The 17,536-nt window shown below is 65.5% G+C and carries 16 protein-coding genes and 1 tRNA gene; 11 read left to right on the top strand and 6 right to left on the bottom strand.

The genetic code is table 11. The features are described from left to right. Nucleotides 1-352 precede the first annotated feature (352 nt). From E8E91_RS01145 to E8E91_RS01120, 6 genes are all read right to left on the bottom strand, one after another. Nucleotides 353-429: transfer RNA gene (locus tag E8E91_RS01145), tRNA-Met, on the bottom strand. A gap of 262 nt (nt 430-691) precedes the next feature. Beyond that, nucleotides 692-1,357 carry a carbohydrate-binding family 9-like protein gene (locus E8E91_RS01140; RefSeq protein WP_280374252.1) on the bottom strand — a complete coding sequence of 222 codons (666 nt, stop codon included), beginning with the start codon at nt 1,355-1,357 and terminating at the stop codon, nt 692-694. Nucleotides 1,358-1,383: 26 nt separating this feature from the next. Beyond that, entirely contained in the window at nt 1,384-1,737 is a 354-nt protein-coding gene (locus E8E91_RS01135) for a cupin domain-containing protein (protein WP_280374276.1), read from the bottom strand. A gap of 36 nt (nt 1,738-1,773) precedes the next feature. Further along, on the bottom strand, nt 1,774-3,168 hold the full coding sequence (locus E8E91_RS01130; protein WP_280374251.1) for an FAD-dependent oxidoreductase: 1,395 nt from the start codon (nt 3,166-3,168) through the stop codon (nt 1,774-1,776). A 22-nt stretch (nt 3,169-3,190) separates the two neighbouring features. Beyond that, entirely contained in the window at nt 3,191-4,474 is a 1,284-nt protein-coding gene (locus E8E91_RS01125) for a glycosyltransferase (protein ID WP_280374250.1), read from the bottom strand. 183 nt (nt 4,475-4,657) lie between these two features. Continuing rightward, a complete protein-coding gene (locus E8E91_RS01120; protein WP_280374249.1) occupies nt 4,658-5,587 on the bottom strand; it encodes a GntR family transcriptional regulator in 930 nt (309 codons plus the stop codon). 186 nt (nt 5,588-5,773) lie between these two features. On the opposite strand from E8E91_RS01120, the gene E8E91_RS01115 reads away from it, so the two are divergent. The 11 genes from E8E91_RS01115 to E8E91_RS01065 all read left to right on the top strand — a co-directional run bounded on the left by E8E91_RS01115 (nt 5,774) and on the right by E8E91_RS01065 (nt 17,437). Beyond that, nucleotides 5,774-6,826: a spermidine/putrescine ABC transporter substrate-binding protein gene (locus E8E91_RS01115; protein ID WP_280374248.1), complete on the top strand. Its 1,053-nt coding sequence runs from the start codon at nt 5,774-5,776 to the stop codon at nt 6,824-6,826. An 87-nt stretch (nt 6,827-6,913) separates the two neighbouring features. Then, nucleotides 6,914-7,777, top strand: a complete 864-nt coding sequence (locus E8E91_RS01110) for an ABC transporter permease (RefSeq protein WP_280374247.1) — start codon at nt 6,914-6,916, stop codon at nt 7,775-7,777. Next, nucleotides 7,770-8,582: an ABC transporter permease gene (locus E8E91_RS01105; protein ID WP_280374246.1), complete on the top strand. Its 813-nt coding sequence runs from the start codon at nt 7,770-7,772 to the stop codon at nt 8,580-8,582. The genes E8E91_RS01110 and E8E91_RS01105 overlap by 8 nt, the downstream gene beginning before the upstream one ends. Then, nucleotides 8,572-9,651 carry an ABC transporter ATP-binding protein gene (locus tag E8E91_RS01100; RefSeq protein WP_280374245.1) on the top strand — a complete coding sequence of 360 codons (1,080 nt, stop codon included), beginning with the start codon at nt 8,572-8,574 and terminating at the stop codon, nt 9,649-9,651. Before E8E91_RS01105 ends, E8E91_RS01100 begins: the two co-directional genes overlap by 11 nt. Before the next feature lie 28 nt (nt 9,652-9,679). Continuing rightward, a complete protein-coding gene (locus E8E91_RS01095; RefSeq protein WP_280374244.1) occupies nt 9,680-10,966 on the top strand; it encodes a glycosyltransferase in 1,287 nt (428 codons plus the stop codon). Next, nucleotides 10,959-11,324, top strand: a complete 366-nt coding sequence (locus tag E8E91_RS01090) for a cupin domain-containing protein (protein ID WP_280374243.1) — start codon at nt 10,959-10,961, stop codon at nt 11,322-11,324. Before E8E91_RS01095 ends, E8E91_RS01090 begins: the two co-directional genes overlap by 8 nt. 61 nt (nt 11,325-11,385) lie before the next feature. Continuing rightward, a complete protein-coding gene (locus tag E8E91_RS01085; protein ID WP_280374242.1) occupies nt 11,386-11,730 on the top strand; it encodes a cupin domain-containing protein in 345 nt (114 codons plus the stop codon). 4 nt (nt 11,731-11,734) lie between these two features. Next, a complete protein-coding gene (locus E8E91_RS01080) occupies nt 11,735-12,778 on the top strand; it encodes a phosphotransferase (RefSeq protein WP_280374241.1) in 1,044 nt (347 codons plus the stop codon). Nucleotides 12,779-12,794: 16 nt separating this feature from the next. Further along, nucleotides 12,795-14,297, top strand: coding sequence for an aldehyde dehydrogenase family protein (locus tag E8E91_RS01075; RefSeq protein ID WP_280374240.1), 1,503 nt, complete (start codon nt 12,795-12,797; stop codon nt 14,295-14,297). A gap of 154 nt (nt 14,298-14,451) precedes the next feature. Continuing rightward, nucleotides 14,452-15,507, top strand: a complete 1,056-nt coding sequence (locus tag E8E91_RS01070) for a LuxR C-terminal-related transcriptional regulator (RefSeq protein ID WP_280374239.1) — start codon at nt 14,452-14,454, stop codon at nt 15,505-15,507. A 181-nt stretch (nt 15,508-15,688) separates the two neighbouring features. Further along, nucleotides 15,689-17,437: an amidohydrolase gene (locus E8E91_RS01065; RefSeq protein WP_280374275.1), complete on the top strand. Its 1,749-nt coding sequence runs from the start codon at nt 15,689-15,691 to the stop codon at nt 17,435-17,437. Nucleotides 17,438-17,536 lie beyond the last annotated feature (99 nt).

Genomic DNA, 17,536 nt, shown 5'->3' with positions numbered 1-17,536 from the left:
CTGGTTGCTATCACCTGCGCCACTGCATGAAGCACGGTCCGACCGGCAAAGGTCGGAGTTTCGATGCCTGTTCAGGGGCGATTCTTCCTGAAATCAGCCAGAGGGAATAGTGAGGATAGGCGACTGCCAGCATGCAATTTACTTCATCGTCTTGGGCCGCAGCGGGTCCTTGTCCACTCGTCGATGGCCATGACGAAGCATTGCGCGAGTTGGGCTAGCGAATGAATAGCGATGGTGTTCCCCGCGAGCACCAGTAGGGCGGTTGGGGGAGAGGTAGGCAGGGAGCAGTAACTTCGTAGTCACTACCCCAGAAAGCACAAAGGGCTAGCTTGCGCTAACCCTTTGTTTTGTATGGTGGCTACACCGGGACTTGAACCTGGGACATCAGCATTATGAATGCTGCGCTCTAACCGACTGAGCTATGTAGCCGAGTGGCGCGCATTTTCCGTATCTCGCGGTAGGCTGTCAACCCCTCCGCTTAGATAATTTTGTGATCTTTCAATTGTTTAGGCGGCGATGGCGTTTTCAGGGGCGCACACCGGGGAGGCTGCGCTGCGGTACTGCTTTGTCGCGGTGGTGGCGCTCTGGGTTTTGTCGGAGGTACGAGGTCGCGCCGAAAAGAGAAGCCCCGGAGATCCGGGGCGTTTTGTTGAGGGGGAGTCAGGATGGGCTGTGGTCTCCCGGTCCTGGATCAGGCGAAGCGAATCGTGCCGAACGACTCGGGAGCATGGAAGTTGAGTTCCGCCACCGGCTGCCAGGAGGCCCAGTGCGGGCGCGAGGTTTCATCGGCACATTTGAACAGGTTGCAGCGCCAGCTCTGTCCGCTCGGTTCGCCCAGCGGTCCGACGTAGTCTTCCAGCACGCTGAAGGGCAGGAAGAATTGCAGGCACCACTCGGTCGGCTCGGACCACTCGGGCTCGACCAGTTGGGGCAGTGTGCTGCGGATGGTGACCTGACGGCCCTGTTCCGGTGTCAGCCTGGCGAAGGCCTTGAAGCCTCCCGGAGCGCGCTCGGCGTCGGTGATGTAATAGCTGAGCAGCGTGCCATTGCCGCTCATTTCCAGATTCATATAGCCGAGTTCCGTCTTGGGCTGGAAATAGACCTCGACGCAACTGTCTTTGCACACGAGGTCCTGGAAGCGGGTATGCACGCAGCGCACATAGCGATCCTGCACCCGGAAGATGCCGTGGATGCCCTGCTCGCTGTAGAGCAGGCGCGCTTCGGTGGTGGGGCGGTGGTCGCTGCTTTCCGGACGGAACTGGTCGATGCGGATGAGCTCGGCCGCCTGCCAGGCGGGTGCTGCCCAGTCGGCAGTCAGCGGCAGCGAGCCGTTCAGGCGATTGACGCGATAGGCCATTTGCGGAGTTCCTGAGGGCGGCGCGCTCAGGCGCCGAGGATCACGTAGACCTTGCGCACCGGGGCGAGGTTTTCCCAGGTGCCTTTGAAGCCGGCGGCCACCACGAAGGTGCTGCCGGGACCGAATTCACGGCTGCTGCCGTCGGCGTCGGTCAGACGCACCCGGCCTTCGAGGATGTGGCACAGCTCGTCGTAATCGCAGTTGCAGTATTCCTTGTGCGTCCCGGCCTCCCAGACGCCGGCGGTGAAGTGCTTGCCGGGATTGCTGAAGTGGCGCCAGGTGTGGCTGCGGTAGGGCGCTTCGACGATGGCGGGATCGGTGATGTCGCGAACCAGGGCCCCAACCGGGCTGGCGGCGAAATCGATGACGTGGGCGGGCATCTGAGACACGGGGCGTTCCTTGTGGGCTGAGGTCTGTCAGGAGTCGAAGCCGACGCCGAAGGCGTCCATGGTGCGCAGCAGCAGGTTGCGTCGACCGGTCTGGTCCTCCCGCTCCAGGCCACGCTGGGCCAGGCTCACGGCGGTGTAGCGAATGGGTTCTGGCGGGAAGGCGACCGGGGCACGGCTGAGCATGCGCAGGGCGGTGCGCTCGGTCTGCTCGCCGGCCAGCAGGTCGAGCATGGTGGCGGCCGCGAAGCGACTGGCGGACACGCCCTGGCCGGTGAAGCCCAGGGCATAGGCGATGCGGCCGCGGGCGGCGCTGCCGGTGAACAGGGTGGTGCGCGCCGACGAGTCGATGATGCCGCCCCAGGCGTGGCTGAACTGGATTTCGCCCAGCTGCGGGAAGGTCGCGAGGAATTGCTCGGCCAGGCGCACGAAGGTTTCCGGGCGTTGGGTCAGGCCTTCGTCGAGGCGGCTGGCGAAGGGGTAGATGGCGTCATAGCCGCCCCACAGGACGCGGTTGTCGGCCGTCTTGCGCCAGTAGTGGAACTGGTTGCCGGAGTCGGCGATGCCATAGCGGCCGGTCCAGCCGAGGCTGCGCAGTTGTTCCTGCGTCAGCGGCTGGGTGGTCAGCGCGTAGTCGTAGATGGGGATTACCTTCGACTTCAGGCTCGGCAGCAGCGTGGTGAATACGTTGGTGGCCAGCGCCAGACGCCGAGCATGGACTTCGCCATAGGCCGTCTCCAGACGCAGGCCGTCGGCCAGCTCGGTGAGGCGGGTTACCGGTGAGTGCTCGTACAGCTCGATACCCTGTTCCAGGCAGACCCGGCGCAGTTCACGTGCCATCTTCGCCGGATTCAGCAGGGCATAGTTCGGCTCGAACAGGCCGGCGCTGTAGCCGGGTGAGTCGAGGTATTCGCGCAGCGCCTCGCCCTCCAGGTAACGGCAGTCGATGCCGAAGCGCTGGTATTTCTGCTGCAGCGCCCGCAGGCCTTCGATTTGCCACGGCGTGGTGGCGACATTGAGCTTGCCTTCGCGCTCGAACTCGACGGCCAGGCCGAAGCGCTCCAGATCCCGCTGCAGTTCGTCGAGATTCTGCCGGCCGAGGCGGATCAGGGTTTGCGCCTCGTCCGGCCAGCGCTTCATGGCATTGGACACGCCGTGGGAAATGCTGGGTGCGCAGAAGCCGCCGTTGCGTCCGCTGGCCGCGCCACCACAGGCCTGTGCCTCGATCAGCACGATGCGCTGCTGTGGATTGCGCTGGCGCGCCAGGAGCGCCGTCCACAGACCGGTGAAGCCGCCGCCGACGATGACCAGATCGCAACGCAATTCGCCCACCTGGCGGGTGAAGGCCGGTGCGGGGCCCTCGGCATCAAGCCAGTAGGGCTTGGGGGTGGCGTGTCTGAGGCTGGCGAGGGCGCGTTCGGTCATGGCGATTCTTCTTGTATTTAGGCTATGGGCTGGGCAGCCCGAGGATGGCGCGAGCGGCCACCTCGGTGCCCCGTGAGGACTGCATGGCCGTGCTGGCGCGTTGCAGGCGTTCGTGCATGGCCTGGTCCGCCAGCAGTTCGGCGATGGCATCCGGCAGCGCCGCCAAAGGGTCGGCGAAGCGCGGCAGGTAGCGGCCGACGCCGGTTTCCTCGGCACGCCGGGCGTTGTCGTGGCCGTCCCAGCAATACGGGATGATCAGCGACGGCAGGCCGAAGTAGAGCGCCTCGCAGAAGCTGTTGTTGCCGCCGTGGTGGATGAACAGCTGGCACTCGCGCAGCACGGCCGGCTGCGGGAACCAGCTGTCCAGGTAGACGTTGTCCGGCACGTTGTCGTACTGCTCGCGGTAGGCGCCGACATTGATCAGGAAGCGGTAGGGCAGGGTCTCCGCCACGGCGATCAGGCGTTTCATCATGGCCACGTCGGCGGCGCCCAGGCTGCCGAAGCTGAGGTAGATCAGCGGGGCGTCGTTGTGGCGCGGGAAGTCCGGCACCACGTAGGGCGCCTCGCGCCGTACGCAGCCTTCCAGGTAGACGAAGCGTTGCGGGTCGAGCGGCTGCTGGCGCTGGTAGCGCACTGGCGTCGGCGAGAGCAGCAGGTTGAGCCAGGGCGACTCCTCGAGGAACAGGCCCGGCGCGCAGGGCTTGTGGCCGTGGCTTTCGAGGAAGCGGGCGAGGCGCGCATGGGCCGGGGCGACTGCCTCGACATAGCGCTGCCAGTAGTCGGCGCAGGCCTGCCCGTCGTGGGTGCTGGCGCCGGACAGGTAAGGCGGTACGGCCGCATCCGGCAGTTCGGTCTCGGCGCAGGAAATGACCCGCACCCAGGGGCAGCCCGCCTTGGCGATCGCCGGGAACATCACCACGTTGTCCAGCACGATGGCATCTGGCTTGAGCCGGGTGAGCAACTGCTGCAGCGGCTTCTCGGCCTCGATGGCGGTGTCGATGACGGCTTCCCAGGCGGGCGCGACGTAGCTGTCGATCTGCTCCAGCGGAGTCTGGTCGAAGTAGGGGATGTTGCGCTCGATGAAGCGCTCCCAGTAATGCTGGTGCTCCTCGGCCGACAGCGGGCTGTCCAGCAGCAGGGGGTACTCGGCGAAGCCGTATTCGGCGAACAGCCCCTGGAAGTGCTCGTGACAGATGAAGACCGGGCGAGCGCCCTGTTCGCGCAGCGCTTGAGCGATGCCGATGCAGTTCAGCGCGGCGCCGAAACTGGCTTCAGGAAACAGGGCGATGAGTTTTTCTCTGGGCATGAGCGGTTTTCTTCCATCTCCGGGGGAGCTAGGGTCTCCGGCCGGGTTTTCTAGATAATGTATTTTTTCTAATAAAAAAACATTTTTATTTCGGAGACCCGGAAATTTTTCCACGGGCGAGCGCAATCGGCGACGAGCATGCCATGCTCGTCGCGCCTTTGCCTGAAGCTCAGGTTACAAGGCTTATCGGCGCTGGGAAAAACCCTGCGGGATGCCGCGGTTGGCGGTCTGCGGGCGTACCGCCGCGGACAGGCGCAGGTGCAGGCGCAGCAGGTCGGCGGCGATTTCGAGCTGGCCGCGTTCGATGTGCTCGATCACTCGCAGGTGCTCGCGAAGCGCCTCCTGCAGGCGGTGCACGCTGACCATCGGCAGCAGGTTGGGCAGGCGTCGCAGGCGCTGGTGCTGGAGCAGGGCGTCGCCGATGAAGCGGTTGCCGCTGCAGGTGGCGATCATCTCGTGGAAGCTGATGTCCAGCTCGCGGAACTGCTCGATGTCGAAGCGTTCGATCGGGCGTGCCAGCAGGTCCTCGGTGCCGTCGCGCAGTAGTGCCAGGCGCTGGCGGTCGATGTTGAAGCCCGCGGCGAGCAAGGCCTCCGGCTCCATGACCATGCGAAAGTGCAGGCTCTCCTCCAGCGCCGTGAGGTTGTCCAGCAGCGGACGGAACTGCCAGGACTGACCAGGGCCGCGCTCCAGTACCTGATTCTCGCTGAGCTGGCTTAGCACCTTCTGTGCGGCCGGCCGGCCGATGTCATAGCGGCGCATGATCTCGCTGACGCTGATGCTATTGCCCAGGCGGCCGGCCATGCGGTCGCGCAGTACCGAGGCGGCCAGTTCCTCTTCTTCAGCCTGCGGCAGTGCCGGGCTCAGCGCCTGGCTGGCGGGATCGGCCAGCAGGCTGTAGCCGCGTCCGGCCTGGTGTTCGGCCAGGCCTTGCTCGACCAGCAGATTGAGGCCGGCGCGAATCAGTGTGCGGGAGACCTGGAAGCTGCGCGCGAGCTGCTGCTCGGAGAGGGCATCGCCGCTGCCCATGCTGTTTTCCTGGGCGAGCTCGATGATGCGTCGAGCCAGTTCCAGGTGGTTGGTGCGCGGCTTTTTCTCGGTGCTCTTGGTCAAACCGTGGGCTCTCGTACGGGGGTGTGGCGTGCGCCCACCTTATGCCACAGCGCTGTCTCGCCAACAAGAAACAGAAAAGTGTTGACTTGTGGGTGTTGCGGGTTTTTATTTTTAAAAAAAGACACGTAACACCGCTTTGCCCATTGCTGCCTTCGAAACAACAACAAACAGTCGTTAGGTGTGCCCATGAACAGAAGCAGAACCCTGCTGTGCGCAAGTCTTTCCCTGTCCGCCGTGCTGGCCGCTCCGCTGGTCCAGGCCAAGGACATGGTGATTTCCATCTGGGACGGTTACATGGCCCCGGATGCGCTGGAGAAATTTCAGCAAGCCACCGGTATCCAGGCCGATAAGTCCCTGCACGCCACCAACGAAGAGATCATGGGCAAGCTCATGGCTTCCGGCGGTGAGGGCTATGACGTGGTGTTCGTCTCCGCCCAGTTCGCGGAGGTGCTGCAGAAGCAGGGGATGCTGGCCGAGATGGATCCGGCAAAAGTGCCCAACTTGAAGAACCTCTATCCCGAGGCGCAAAGCCTCGCCTACGACCCGGGCAACCATTTCTCGGCTCCCTACACCTGGGGCACCACCGGCATCTGCTATCGCTCCGACAAGCTCGCCCAGGCCCCGGCCAGCTGGAACGACCTGCTCAAGCCCAGCGACGAGGTCAAGGGCAAGCTGACCCTGCTGGCCACCGACCGCTGGCTGCTCGGGGCGGGCTTCCTGGCCAACGGCTGGAGCGTCAACGAGTCAGATCCGGCGCACCTCTCCCTGGTACGCGACGAGCTGATCCAGACCAAGAAACGCATCCTCTCCTTCGACGACACCACCTTCTACTCCAAGCTGGCCTCCGGCGAGACGCTGATGGCCCACGCCTGGGACGGCTGGTGCAACTACGGCACCCAGGCCAACGCCAGCATCAAGTTCGTGGTGCCCAAGGAAGGCTCCGACCTGTGGGTCGACACCATGGTGGTGATGAAGAGTTCGAAGAACCTCGACGCGGCCTACCAGTTCGTCAACTTCATGCTGGCGAAAGAGAACCACGCCTGGGTCGCCGAGAACATCCTCTACAAGGTGCCCAACCAGGCAGCCATGGCGGGGCTGAGCAAGGACCTGCTGGCGAAGTATCCGAACCTCACCACCACGCCCGCCGAACTGGTCAAGCAGGAGCTGCTGCGTGACGTTGGCGGTTCCACGCAGAAGGCCTACACCCGCGCCGTGACCGAGATCATGGCCGCGCAGTAAGGCGCCCGACCCGGAGCGGCGCCCGCCGCTCTGTTATCCGAACCCGCTGCATACAACCCCATTGGCTTGGGGTTGGGGGAACTACGCATGAGTGTTTTGCACGCTGACAGACGCCTGTCGGCCTGGCTGCTGCTGCCCGCGTTGGGCTGGCTGGCCCTGTTTCTGCTGGTGCCGTGCTTGCTGGTACTGGTCTACAGCTTCTTCGAGCGCGGCGCCTACGGTGGCATCGATTACGTGTTCACCTGGGAGAACTACCGGCGCGCGCTCGATCCGCTGTACCTGGAGATTCTCCTGCGCTCGGCGAAGATCGCCGGCCTCGCCACGTTGTTCGCTGTGCTGATCGGCTACCCGGCGGCCTACGCCATCGCCCGTGCGCCGCAGCGCCGTCAGGCGATCTACCTGTTCCTGGTGATGCTGCCGTTCTGGAGCAACTACCTGATCCGCACCTACGCCTGGATCGTGCTGCTCAATCGCAAGGGGCTGATCGCCGGCCTGCTGGAGCCGCTGGGGCTGTACGGCGAGCTGCTCGACATCCTCTATACCGAGAGCGCCGTGGTGCTGGGTCTGGTGTACAACTACATCCCCTTCGTGATCCTGGCGATCTTCTCTTCGCTATCGCGGATCAACCGCGAACTGTGGGAAGCCTCCAGCGACCTGGGCGCCTCCGGCTGGACCACCTTCCGCCGCATCATCCTGCCCATGAGCGTGCCCGGCATCGCTGCCGGCGCGGTGTTCGTCTTCGTCCTCAGCATCGGCAACTTCATCACCGCCGACCTGCTGGGCGGCAAGCAGGTGCTGATGGTCGGCAACCTGATCTACTCGCAGTTCCTCACCGCGCGCGACTGGCCGTTCGGCTCGGCGCTGGCCTTCTTCCTCATCGGCATCATGCTCCTGCTGCTGTTCGTCCAGGCGCTGCTCGCCCGTCGTGCCCAGGAGGTGCGCCATGCGTAACGCATCCGGACTGTTGCTCGGCAGCCACCTGTGGCTGGTGTACGCCTTCCTTTATGTGCCGATCCTGGTGCTGATCGCACTGTCGTTCAACGCCAGCGGCCTGCCCACCGCCTGGGGTGGCGCTTCGCTGAAGTGGTACGGCGCGCTGCTGGCCAACCAGGCGATCCAGCATGCGGCGCTGAACACCCTGATCGTGGCGCTGGTCTCTACCACCCTGGCCTGCCTGCTCGGCACCCTGCTGGCGCTAGGCGTCGAACTGCGCGCCCACGCCAGCGGCAATCCGGCGCGCAGTGCCGGGCTGGCCGACACCCTGCTGATGGCGCCGATGATCATCCCGGACATCGTCCTGGCCATCGCCCTGCTGAGCTTCTTCAACCTGCTGAAGATGAGCCTGGGCCTGCACTCGATCATCCTCAGCCACGTGGTGTTCAACATCGCCTTCGTCTGTGCGGTGGTGCGGACCCGACTCAAGCACTTCGATTACTCGATCCTCGAAGCCTCGATCGACCTCGGCGCGAGCTGGCCGACCACCCTGCGCCGGGTGCTGCTGCCGGCCATCTTCCCCGGCGTGCTGGCGGGTGGGCTGCTGGCGTTCACCCTGTCGGTGGACGAATTCATCATCGCCTTCTTCAACTCCGGCTCGGGCAGCGCCTCGACCACTTTGCCGATGCAGGTCTATTCGATGATCCGCTTCGGCGTCACCCCCGAAATCAACGCCCTGGCGACCCTGGTGATGCTGGTCAGCTTCACCGCGCTGTTCGCGTCCCAGCGACTCAACAAGGTGCAAAGCAAGCATGAAGACTAATAAAGCCCCGCTGCTGGTCCTGGACAAGATCAGCAAGAGCTATGGCCAGGGTCTGGCCGTCAACGATGTGTCGCTGAGCGTGCGCGAGAACGAATTCTTCGCCCTGCTGGGGCCGTCCGGCTGCGGCAAAAGCACTCTGTTGCGCATGCTCGCCGGGTTCGAGACGCCGACCTCCGGCAGCATCTACCTCGACGGTCGCGACATCTCGCCGGTGCCGGCCAACCGCCGGCCGCTCAACCTGATGTTCCAGTCCTACGCGCTGTTCCCGACCATGAGCGTGCGCGACAACATCGCCTACGGCCTGGAGATGGAGAAGCTGCCCAAGGACGAGATCGCCCAGCGCGTCGACGCCATGCTGGAGACCGCCCAGTTGCGCGATCTGGCCCGGCGCCGCCCGGACCAGTTGTCCGGCGGCCAGCGCCAGCGTGTGGCCCTGGCCCGTGCGTTGATCAAGCGCCCGCGCGTTCTGCTGCTCGACGAGCCGCTCGGTGCCCTGGACAAGAAGCTGCGCGAGAAGATGCAGCTGGAGCTCAAGCGTCTACAGCACGAGAGCGGCATCACCTTCATCGTGGTCACCCACGACCAGGAGGAGGCGCTGGTCATGGCCGACCGCATGGCCGTGCTCAAGGACGGCCAGGTCAGCCAGTGCGGCACCCCGGCCGATCTCTACGAGTACCCGAAAAACCGCTTCGTCGCCGGCTTCATCGGCGTCAGCAACCTGATCGAGGTCCAGCGCCTGTCCGGCAACCAGGTCGAGGCCGGTGGCCGGACCTTGCACATCGAGCCGACCGCCGAGGTCGTTGGCGGCCAGGTAACCCTTGCCCTGCGTCCCGAGCGCCTGCGCGTGCTGGGCGCCGCCGACAGCGCCTGTGACAACCAGCTCGACGGCCAGGTGGTGGAGGTCGCCTACCACGGCCTGGATACCAACCTGCATGTGCGCACGCCGATCTCGACCAAGCCGCTGATCGTCCGCGTGCCAAGCGCCGAACACGAATTCTCCGCCTTCGCCACCGGCATGCCGATCCGTCTCGGCTGGAATGCCGAGCATGCCCGCGTCCTGTCCTGCTGATTACAAGAACAACACTGGAGTACCGATCATGAGTGAACGCAAAGTCATCGCCTTCTTCCCCGAGGCCGCCTACGGCCCGGCGCTCAACTCCGTGGGCATCGCCCAGGCCTGCGAGGCCATGGGGCACAAGGCGGTGTTCCTCACCGACCCGGGCATGACCGGGGTCTATTCGGCCTACGGCTTCGAGGAGCACTACGTGAACATGTCCGAGCCGATGCCGGCCGAGGAGATGGCGCGTTACTGGACCGACTTCATCAACGGCCACATCCCCAACTTCGGCAAGGAGCCGATCGACCAGCTCGACAACTACGTAAAGGAATGCTGGTCCGCCATCGTCGAGACCAGCAAGTGGGCACAGAAGGAGCTGCCGGCGATCCTCGACCGGATCAAGCCGGACCTGATCTGCGTCGACAACGTCATCCTCTTCCCGGCCATCAAGCAGTACGGCAAGCCCTGGGTGCGCATCATTTCCTGTTCGGAGAACGAGGTTGAAGACCCGGATATCCCGCCTTACCTGTCGGGCATGAGCATTGACGACAAGGCTGGCCACGCGCGTTTCCGCGCCCGCTTCGAGGAAGTGATCCGGCCGATCCACGACGACTTCAACGCCTTCCTCAACGCCTGTGGCGAGCGTCCTTATCCGATGGGCACCTTCTTCGAGGAATCGCCCTGGATGAACCTGCTGCTGTACCCGGACCCGGTCAAGTTCGAGCGCCGCTACCCGCTGCCGGCCCGTCGCTTCCACTACCTGCAGGGCTGCGTGCGCCAGGACAAGCCCTACGAGATTCCCGAGTTCCGCGCCAACAACGACAAGCCGCTGCTGTACGTCAGCTTCGGCAGCCTCGGCTCGGGCGATGTCGGCCTGCTCAAGCGCCTGATCGCCAGCATCGGCCAGTTGCCATACCGCGCCCTGTTCAACGTCGGTGAGCACGTCGAGAAATACACCGAGCTTCCGGACAACGTGATCGTCTCCAACTGGTACCCGCAGCCCTCGGTGATCGCCCAGGTCGACGCGGTGATCCACCACGGCGGCAACAACAGCTTCACCGAGTGCCTGTACTTCGGCAAACCGGCCATCGTCATGCCCTACGTGTGGGACGGCCACGACAACGCCATGCGCGCCCAGGAGAGCGGCCACGGCTTCCGCATGCACCGCAGCGACTGGGAGCACGCCGAGCTGGCCGAGAAGTTGGCGCTGTGCATCGGCGACGCCGACATGAACGCGCGCCTGAAGCGCACCAGCGAGTACATGACCTCGCGCAAGGGCCCGCAAGACGCGGCCACGATCCTCGATGGAATCCTCGCCAATGCCTGAAGCCCGCCTGCAATCCAGCGCCCCGCACATCGTCGGCGCCCGTGACTACGCCGACCTGGTCGACTGGGGCTACCAGTCCGACGCCGTCTCTGGCCAGTCGCACTCCAGCGGTCGCCTGCTGTTCAAGGGACCGAACAACAGCCCGGAAACCGGCCTGTGGGTCTGCACCCCGGGCACCTGGCGCCTGTCCATCCCGCGCGACGAGCTGTGCCACTTCCTGGCCGGCCAAGCGATCTACCGCCGCGCCGACGGCGAGGTGATCGAGGTCGGCCCGGACACCCTGGTGCTGTTCCCCGCCGGCTGGACCGGCGAATGCGAGGTCCGCGAGACCCTGCGCAACGTCTACATGCTGGTCTGATCCGGCTTAATCCGCCGCGCCCATGCGGGCGCGGCCTGTCTGAAAAAGCGAGTACGCAACGATGAAAACCCCCGTTATCCACCGCCCCCTGGACGTGACCGAACTCAAGGACTGGGGCGTGATCCCGACCATGCTCGAAGGCCAGTCGCGCGTCAGCGGCGTGGTGCTGCACAAGGGGCCTGAAGGCCAGTCCGAATGCGGCATTTGGCACTGCACGCCGGGCAAGTGGTTCTGCCACGTGACCAGCGACGAGTTCTGCCACTTCCTCGAAGGCCGCTGCACCTATGTGCACGAGTCGGGCGAGGTGATCGAGATCACTCCGGATACCGCCGCCTTCTTCCCCAAGGACTGGAAAGGCGTGTGCACCGTCCACGAGACGGTGAAAAAGGTCTACATGATCCGGTGATGCCATGAACCAGGCCCTGAGCACTTCGACCGACGTCCGCGCGCAGCAGCGCGCGGCCTTCATCGCCCGTCACTGGCACGCCGAGGCGACCCTGCAGGCGCTGCCGGCCGATGCCTCGGCACGGCGCTACTTCCGCCTCGATGGCGCGGCCCTGCTGCTGATGGATTCGCCGCCGGAACAGGAACCGCTGCGGCCCTATCTGCAGGTGGCCGAGTTGCTGCGTGATCTCGGCCTGTCTGCACCGCGTGTGCCGGCGGCCGACGAGGCGGCGGGGCTGGCGCTGATCGAGGACTTTGGCCAGGCCACCTACACCCGCCTGCTGGCGGCCGGGCATGCCGAGGCGCCGCTGTACGAGTTGGCGGTGGACTGCCTGGCCGCACTGCACAGCGCTCCGGCTGAGCGGGGCGCTGTGCTGCCGGCCTACGACGATACGCGCCTGGCCGACGAGTTCGCCCTGTTCATCGACTGGTACGCGCCGCTGCTGCTCGGCGCGGCGCCGTCCTCGGCCCTGCGCGCCGCCTACATGGCGCTGTTCGACGGTCTCTGCGATGAAGTCGCCGGGCGCCGCGAGGCCGTGGTGCTGCGCGACTTCCATGTGGACAACCTGATGCTGTTGGACGGCCGCGCCGGTGTGGCCGCCTGCGGGCTGCTGGACTTCCAGGACGCTCTGCACGGCGCCTTTGCCTACGATCTGATGTCGCTCCTCGAAGACGCCCGCCGCGACGTGCCGGCACCGTTGCAGGAGCGCCTTTTGCAACGCTACCTGGCGCAGCGCCCGGATCTCGATCAGGAGACCTTCCTGGCCGATTACGCGGTGCTCGCCGCGCAGCGCCACGCCAAGGTGCTCGGCATCTTCGTGCGCCTGGCCCGGCGCGACGGCAAGCTCGGCTACCTGAACCACCTGCCGCGTGTCCTGCGCCTTTTCCGCGACGCACTTGAGCGGCCGGCATTGCATCCGCTGCGCGATTTCCTCGACTGCCACCTCAAGGGCTGGCGCGACGACCTGCCGGTCGCCGTGCTCGACGGCCTGCGCGGTCGATCCCTCTGACTTTCCAGGAGCTGCCATGAGCACCTTCAATTGCGATACCCCGCTGCGCTTCATCAACCCGGACTACCAGGTCCCGGAGAGCCGCCGCCTGCGCGGCATCATCGACCCGGCCAGCCTGCAGCAGGTCGGGAACATCGCCCTGTGCGAGCGCGATGACGTGGAGGCGGCGCTGGATGCCGCCGGCGCCGCCTACCTGGAGTGGCGCAAGGTCGATGCGAAGAGCCGCGCCGCCTTGCTACACCGTCTGGCCAATGCCATCGAGCAGAACGAGGCGTGCAATCGCGAAGTGGCCCGCCTGATGACCCTGGAGATGGGCAAACCCTTCCCCGAGGCCATGGGCGAGCTGGCCAACTGCGCGCCGATTTTCCGCTACTACGCCGAGATGGCCCGCGACGAGGCCGGCAAGGTGGCTGGCACCACCCAGCTCGGCTCCTTCCAGCACGTGCGCTACGAGTCCTACGGCGTCAGCGTGCACATCATGCCGTTCAACTTCCCGATCCTGCTGATGTGCTGGACCCTGGCCGCCTCGCTGGCCGCCGGCAACGCCTGCATCGTCAAGCCGGCCGAGAGCACCAGCCTGTGCACCCTGAAGTTCATGGAGCACTTCCGCGCGCTGCCTGCCGGCCTGATCTCCTGCCTGCCCGGCGATGCGCAGACCGCGCAGTTGCTGGTGCAGTCCGAGCGCACCCACGCGGTGGCCTTTACCGGCAGCGTGGCCGCCGGCAAGGCGGTGGCGGTGGCCTGTGCCGAACGCATGAAGCCGGCGGTAATCGAGGCCGGCGGCAGCGACCCGATGATCATCAGCAAGCACGCGCCGCTTGAAGTGGCCGCCGCCGGCGCGGTGACCGCCGCCTTCCACCTGAGTGGGCAGATCTGCACCTCGGCCGAGCGCTTCTTCGTGGTTGAAGAAGTCCACGATGAGTTCGTCGCCCGCTTCGCCGAGCGCGCTCGCCAGCTTCGCATCGGTCACGGCCTGGAGCACAGCGAAATCGGCCCGCTGGTCAGCCAGGCCGCCCGCGACAAGGTCATGCGCCTGGTCGATGACGCGGTGGCCAAAGGGGCCCAGGTGGCCTGCGGGGGACGGGTGCCGCCGCAGCATCAGGTCGGCTGGTTCTACGAGCCGACCATCCTCACCGGGGTGACCCCGGAGATGGCGATCTTCCACGAGGAATGCTTCGGTCCGGTGGCGGCCATCTGCAAGGTCAAGGATTTCGACGAGGCCCTGCGCCTGGCCAACGACTCGCCCTTCGGACTTGGCGCTTCGCTGTTCTCCACGGACCTCGCCGAGGCCATGGAAGCGGCCGACCGCCTGGAGGCCGGCATGGTCTGGGTGAACAACCCGCTGATCGACAACGACGCGCTGCCCTTTGGCGGCTGGAAGATGTCCGGCATGGGTCGCGAACTGGGTCGCCAGGGCCTGGACGCTTTCCGTCGCTCGAAGATGGTGATCATCGACCACCAGCCGCAGATCCAGTCCTGGTGGTACCCCTACGCCGACGACCAGTTCTACCGCAGCTGAGCCAGGAGAACGCCATGAACGTCGGTCACGCCGTGTCACCATCAGTGCGCTGCGCGCCTGTCACCCATCCCGGTGTCGGGCGTCGCCTCGTGGGCGGACCGATTCGTGGCACGTCGGAGGCTGGCCTGTGATCCGCTACGGTACGGCTACGTCGATGACGGCCCTGCAGGACTTCAACCTGTGCCTGCTGCAACTGGGACGCCTGCCCCGCGAGCGTGGGGCGGCACAATTCATCGCCGATGGCCTGAAACTGTTCCGTAGCCTGGTGCCTTTCGCTTCGGCCTGGTGGGGCGAGATGTCCCGTCCGGCCGCCGGCGTTCCGCCGCAAAGCTGGATGCACGGGCGGATCGGCCTGAGCGACTCGTTCGCCGGTGACTGGAACAAGGTCGCCGGCAACGACCGCTTCTGCCACGACAGCATGAGTCGACCGGGGGAGATCCTGCGCGCCAGTGGCTTCACCGATCCCTGTGCGGCGGTGAATGACTTCGCTCGCCGGCATGACCTTTATCACCTGCTGTCGATCACCTTCGAGCTGCCCGAAAGCGGCTTGATGTTCTTCGTTTGTCTCTACCGTGGTGCGTCCGAGCAGGCCTTCGGTGACAGCCAGGCCAGCCTGTTCGCCGCCTTCTGCGAGCACTTGCTGCAGCTCTGGCGCTTCCAGTTGCAGGACCTGCTGCGACTCGCCCCCAGCGACGCAGCCAGCGATTTCGCGGTGGCCGATCCGGGCGGCAATCTGCTCTATGTCGGCGCCCGGCTGTGCGCCTGCATTGCCGGCACGGTGCCCGGCTGGAACGGCTCACAGCTACCCGAAGCTCTGCTTGAGCATCTGCCCCGAGCGCCCTGCGTGGTGCGCCTGGGGCGCTCGGCCGTGGCGCTTACGCGTGTCGGGGAGCAGGTGATCCTGGCGCTGCAGGCGTCCTCGCGCAGTACTGCCCTGGGGCCGCGCGAGCACAGCGCAGCGATGCTGTTCGCCGCCGGTCACTCCCACAAGGAGATCGCGCGGATGCTCGACCTGAGTCCGGCCACGGTGCGCACCTACCTGCGCAATTGCTACCGGCAGCTCGGGGTGAAGAGCAAGGTCGAGCTGGGTTCGATCCTGCGCCTGTCGCTGCCCCTGGAAGGCCTGCCGAGGGCAGGGCAGATGGCGCTGGCGGCAAATAAATACGCCGGCCCTCCTCATTTGCAGAGGGCCGCTGCGGCGCGGCGCTAGATAGGCTGCTGCGGGTATGCCAGGGGCATACGGGGCGGTCGGTGTGGACCCCGCCTCAACATTCCTAGAGGTGCAGAATTTGAAACTCTCGAGATTTTGCAGGGCCGGCGCCAGCACGGCATTCACCACCCTGGCGCTGCTGGGCTGCCAAAGCGTGGCCTCGGTGCCAGCCGAGCTGGTGATGCGTAACGGCTACGTGTACACCGTCGACGGCCAGGACTCGGTGCAGCAGGCAGTGGCCGTATCCGGCGGGAAGATCGTCTATGTCGGCAACGATGCGGGCCTGGCGCCCTTTATCGGCAAAGACACCCGTCAGGTCGACCTCGCTGGCCGCATGCTGATGCCGGGGTTCATCGATGCACACATGCACCCGGGCGATGGTGGCCGCGCCTTGTCGCTCTGCGATCTGAAGTATCAGGCCATGACCCGGGCGGACTTCCAGAAGGCCATCCAGGCTTGCCTGGATGCCAGCAAGGACAAGGAGCCCAATGCCTGGCTCGAGGTCGGTAGCTGGGATCGCATGGGCATGAACAACCTCGACGGCGACCCCGACAAGTCGATCCTGGACGCCCTGAAGACCGACCGGCCGATCTCGGTTCGCTCCACCGACTTCCATACCGTGCTGACCAACTCGCGCGGTCTGCAATTGGCCGGAGTGACCAGGGCCACACCCGATCCCGAGGGTGGCAAGTTTGGCCGTGACAGCGCCGGCAACCCCAACGGCATCTGCGAGGACGGCGCCACCGAAGCCATAGTCGCCGCCATACCGCCGGCCACCGAGGCGGAGAAACTGGCGCAGATTCGCCGCGCCCTGGAGGCCATGCGTCAGCAGGGCGTCACCAGCTTCTTCGATGCCCTGTCCGGCCCGGAGAATGCCAAGGCATTTACCCGCCTGCAGCAGTCGGGCGAGCTCAGCGCCCGGGCCCTGCTGTCGATCAAGCTGGACCCGGCTGCGGCCGCGGCGGACCCGGTCAAGACCATCGCCGAAGCCAAGGCCCTGGCGCAGACCTACGACCAGGGCGCGCTGCAGGTCAGCCCCGGGGTGAACATGCGCCACGTCAAGTTGTTCATGGATGGCATCATCAACGCCCCGGCCGATACCGGCGCACTGCTGACCCCTTATCTGCACAACGCCGGCACCGACACCGCGCCCAAGTGGGTGCCGGGCAGCAATCGTGGTGAGCTGTATTACTCCGCCGAGGTGCTCAATCCGCTGTTGCTGGAAGCGGTCAAGGCCGGCTTCGATCCGCACCTGCATGCCACCGGCGAACGTGCGGTACGCGAATCGCTGGACGGTTTCGCCTACCTGCGCCAGCAACTGCCGGGCAACGATTTCCGCCCGTCCATTGCACACGCCGAGACGGTCGCGCCGTCCGATTACGCCCGCTTCAAGGCACTCGACGTGACCGCCACCATGTCCTTCCAGTGGGCCCAGCAGGCGCCATTCTCGGTCGACGGTACCGACGACCACCTCGGTGCCGAGCGCTTTGCCCGGATGGAACCCTTCGGCAGCCTGCAGGACGCCGGCGGGCGCATCGCCTTTGGCAGCGACTGGCCGGTTGATCCGCTGGATGAGCTGCTGGCGCTGAAGATCGGTGTCACCCGTGCCGGCGACCCGACCAACCCGCACAGCTATGGTCCCGCCTATGCCGCCCGACTGAACGCTGCGCCGGCGCTGTCGCGCAGTGCCGCGTTGCGCGCCATCACCCTCAATGGCGCCGAGCAGTTGCACCTGGAGGCGCAGGTCGGCTCAGTCGAAGTCGGCAAGTTCGCTGACCTGATCGTGCTGGATAAGAACTTCATGCAGGTCCCCGACACCGAGCTGGCGCGGAACGAGGTACTGCTGACCCTGGTCGGCGGCAAGGTGGTGTTCGCCAAGGAACAGTTCAGCAGCCTTGCACCCGCACCGCTGACCACCGCGAACAAGTGAGACGTACCCAACACGGCTGCCTATGCAGCCGTTGTGCCGGAACACGACAAGGTCGATCAGGCACAAGGTGTTGACCCAATAACAATAAGATTCAGGGAA

The sequence above is a fragment of the Pseudomonas sp. BN515 genome (genome assembly GCF_029873155.1).
Classification (GTDB): Bacteria; Pseudomonadota; Gammaproteobacteria; order Pseudomonadales; family Pseudomonadaceae; genus Metapseudomonas.
This window is presented reverse-complemented; position numbering and strand designations above follow the sequence as displayed.

What these genes read in the sequence shown, in the direction of transcription:
- E8E91_RS01140 (WP_280374252.1), bottom strand. Translation starts at nt 1,357, where the DNA reads ATGGCCTATCGCGTCAATCGCCTGAACGGCTCGCTGCCGCTGACTGCC.
- E8E91_RS01135 (WP_280374276.1), bottom strand. Translation starts at nt 1,737, where the DNA reads ATGCCCGCCCACGTCATCGATTTCGCCGCCAGCCCGGTTGGGGCCCTG.
- E8E91_RS01130 (WP_280374251.1), bottom strand. Translation starts at nt 3,168, where the DNA reads ATGACCGAACGCGCCCTCGCCAGCCTCAGACACGCCACCCCCAAGCCC.
- E8E91_RS01125 (WP_280374250.1), bottom strand. Translation starts at nt 4,474, where the DNA reads ATGCCCAGAGAAAAACTCATCGCCCTGTTTCCTGAAGCCAGTTTCGGC.
- E8E91_RS01115 (WP_280374248.1), top strand. Translation starts at nt 5,774, where the DNA reads ATGAACAGAAGCAGAACCCTGCTGTGCGCAAGTCTTTCCCTGTCCGCC.
- E8E91_RS01110 (WP_280374247.1), top strand. Translation starts at nt 6,914, where the DNA reads ATGAGTGTTTTGCACGCTGACAGACGCCTGTCGGCCTGGCTGCTGCTG.
- E8E91_RS01105 (WP_280374246.1), top strand. Translation starts at nt 7,770, where the DNA reads ATGCGTAACGCATCCGGACTGTTGCTCGGCAGCCACCTGTGGCTGGTG.
- E8E91_RS01100 (WP_280374245.1), top strand. Translation starts at nt 8,572, where the DNA reads ATGAAGACTAATAAAGCCCCGCTGCTGGTCCTGGACAAGATCAGCAAG.
- E8E91_RS01095 (WP_280374244.1), top strand. Translation starts at nt 9,680, where the DNA reads ATGAGTGAACGCAAAGTCATCGCCTTCTTCCCCGAGGCCGCCTACGGC.
- E8E91_RS01090 (WP_280374243.1), top strand. Translation starts at nt 10,959, where the DNA reads ATGCCTGAAGCCCGCCTGCAATCCAGCGCCCCGCACATCGTCGGCGCC.
- E8E91_RS01085 (WP_280374242.1), top strand. Translation starts at nt 11,386, where the DNA reads ATGAAAACCCCCGTTATCCACCGCCCCCTGGACGTGACCGAACTCAAG.
- E8E91_RS01080 (WP_280374241.1), top strand. Translation starts at nt 11,735, where the DNA reads ATGAACCAGGCCCTGAGCACTTCGACCGACGTCCGCGCGCAGCAGCGC.
- E8E91_RS01075 (WP_280374240.1), top strand. Translation starts at nt 12,795, where the DNA reads ATGAGCACCTTCAATTGCGATACCCCGCTGCGCTTCATCAACCCGGAC.
- E8E91_RS01070 (WP_280374239.1), top strand. Translation starts at nt 14,452, where the DNA reads ATGACGGCCCTGCAGGACTTCAACCTGTGCCTGCTGCAACTGGGACGC.
- E8E91_RS01065 (WP_280374275.1), top strand. Translation starts at nt 15,689, where the DNA reads ATGCGTAACGGCTACGTGTACACCGTCGACGGCCAGGACTCGGTGCAG.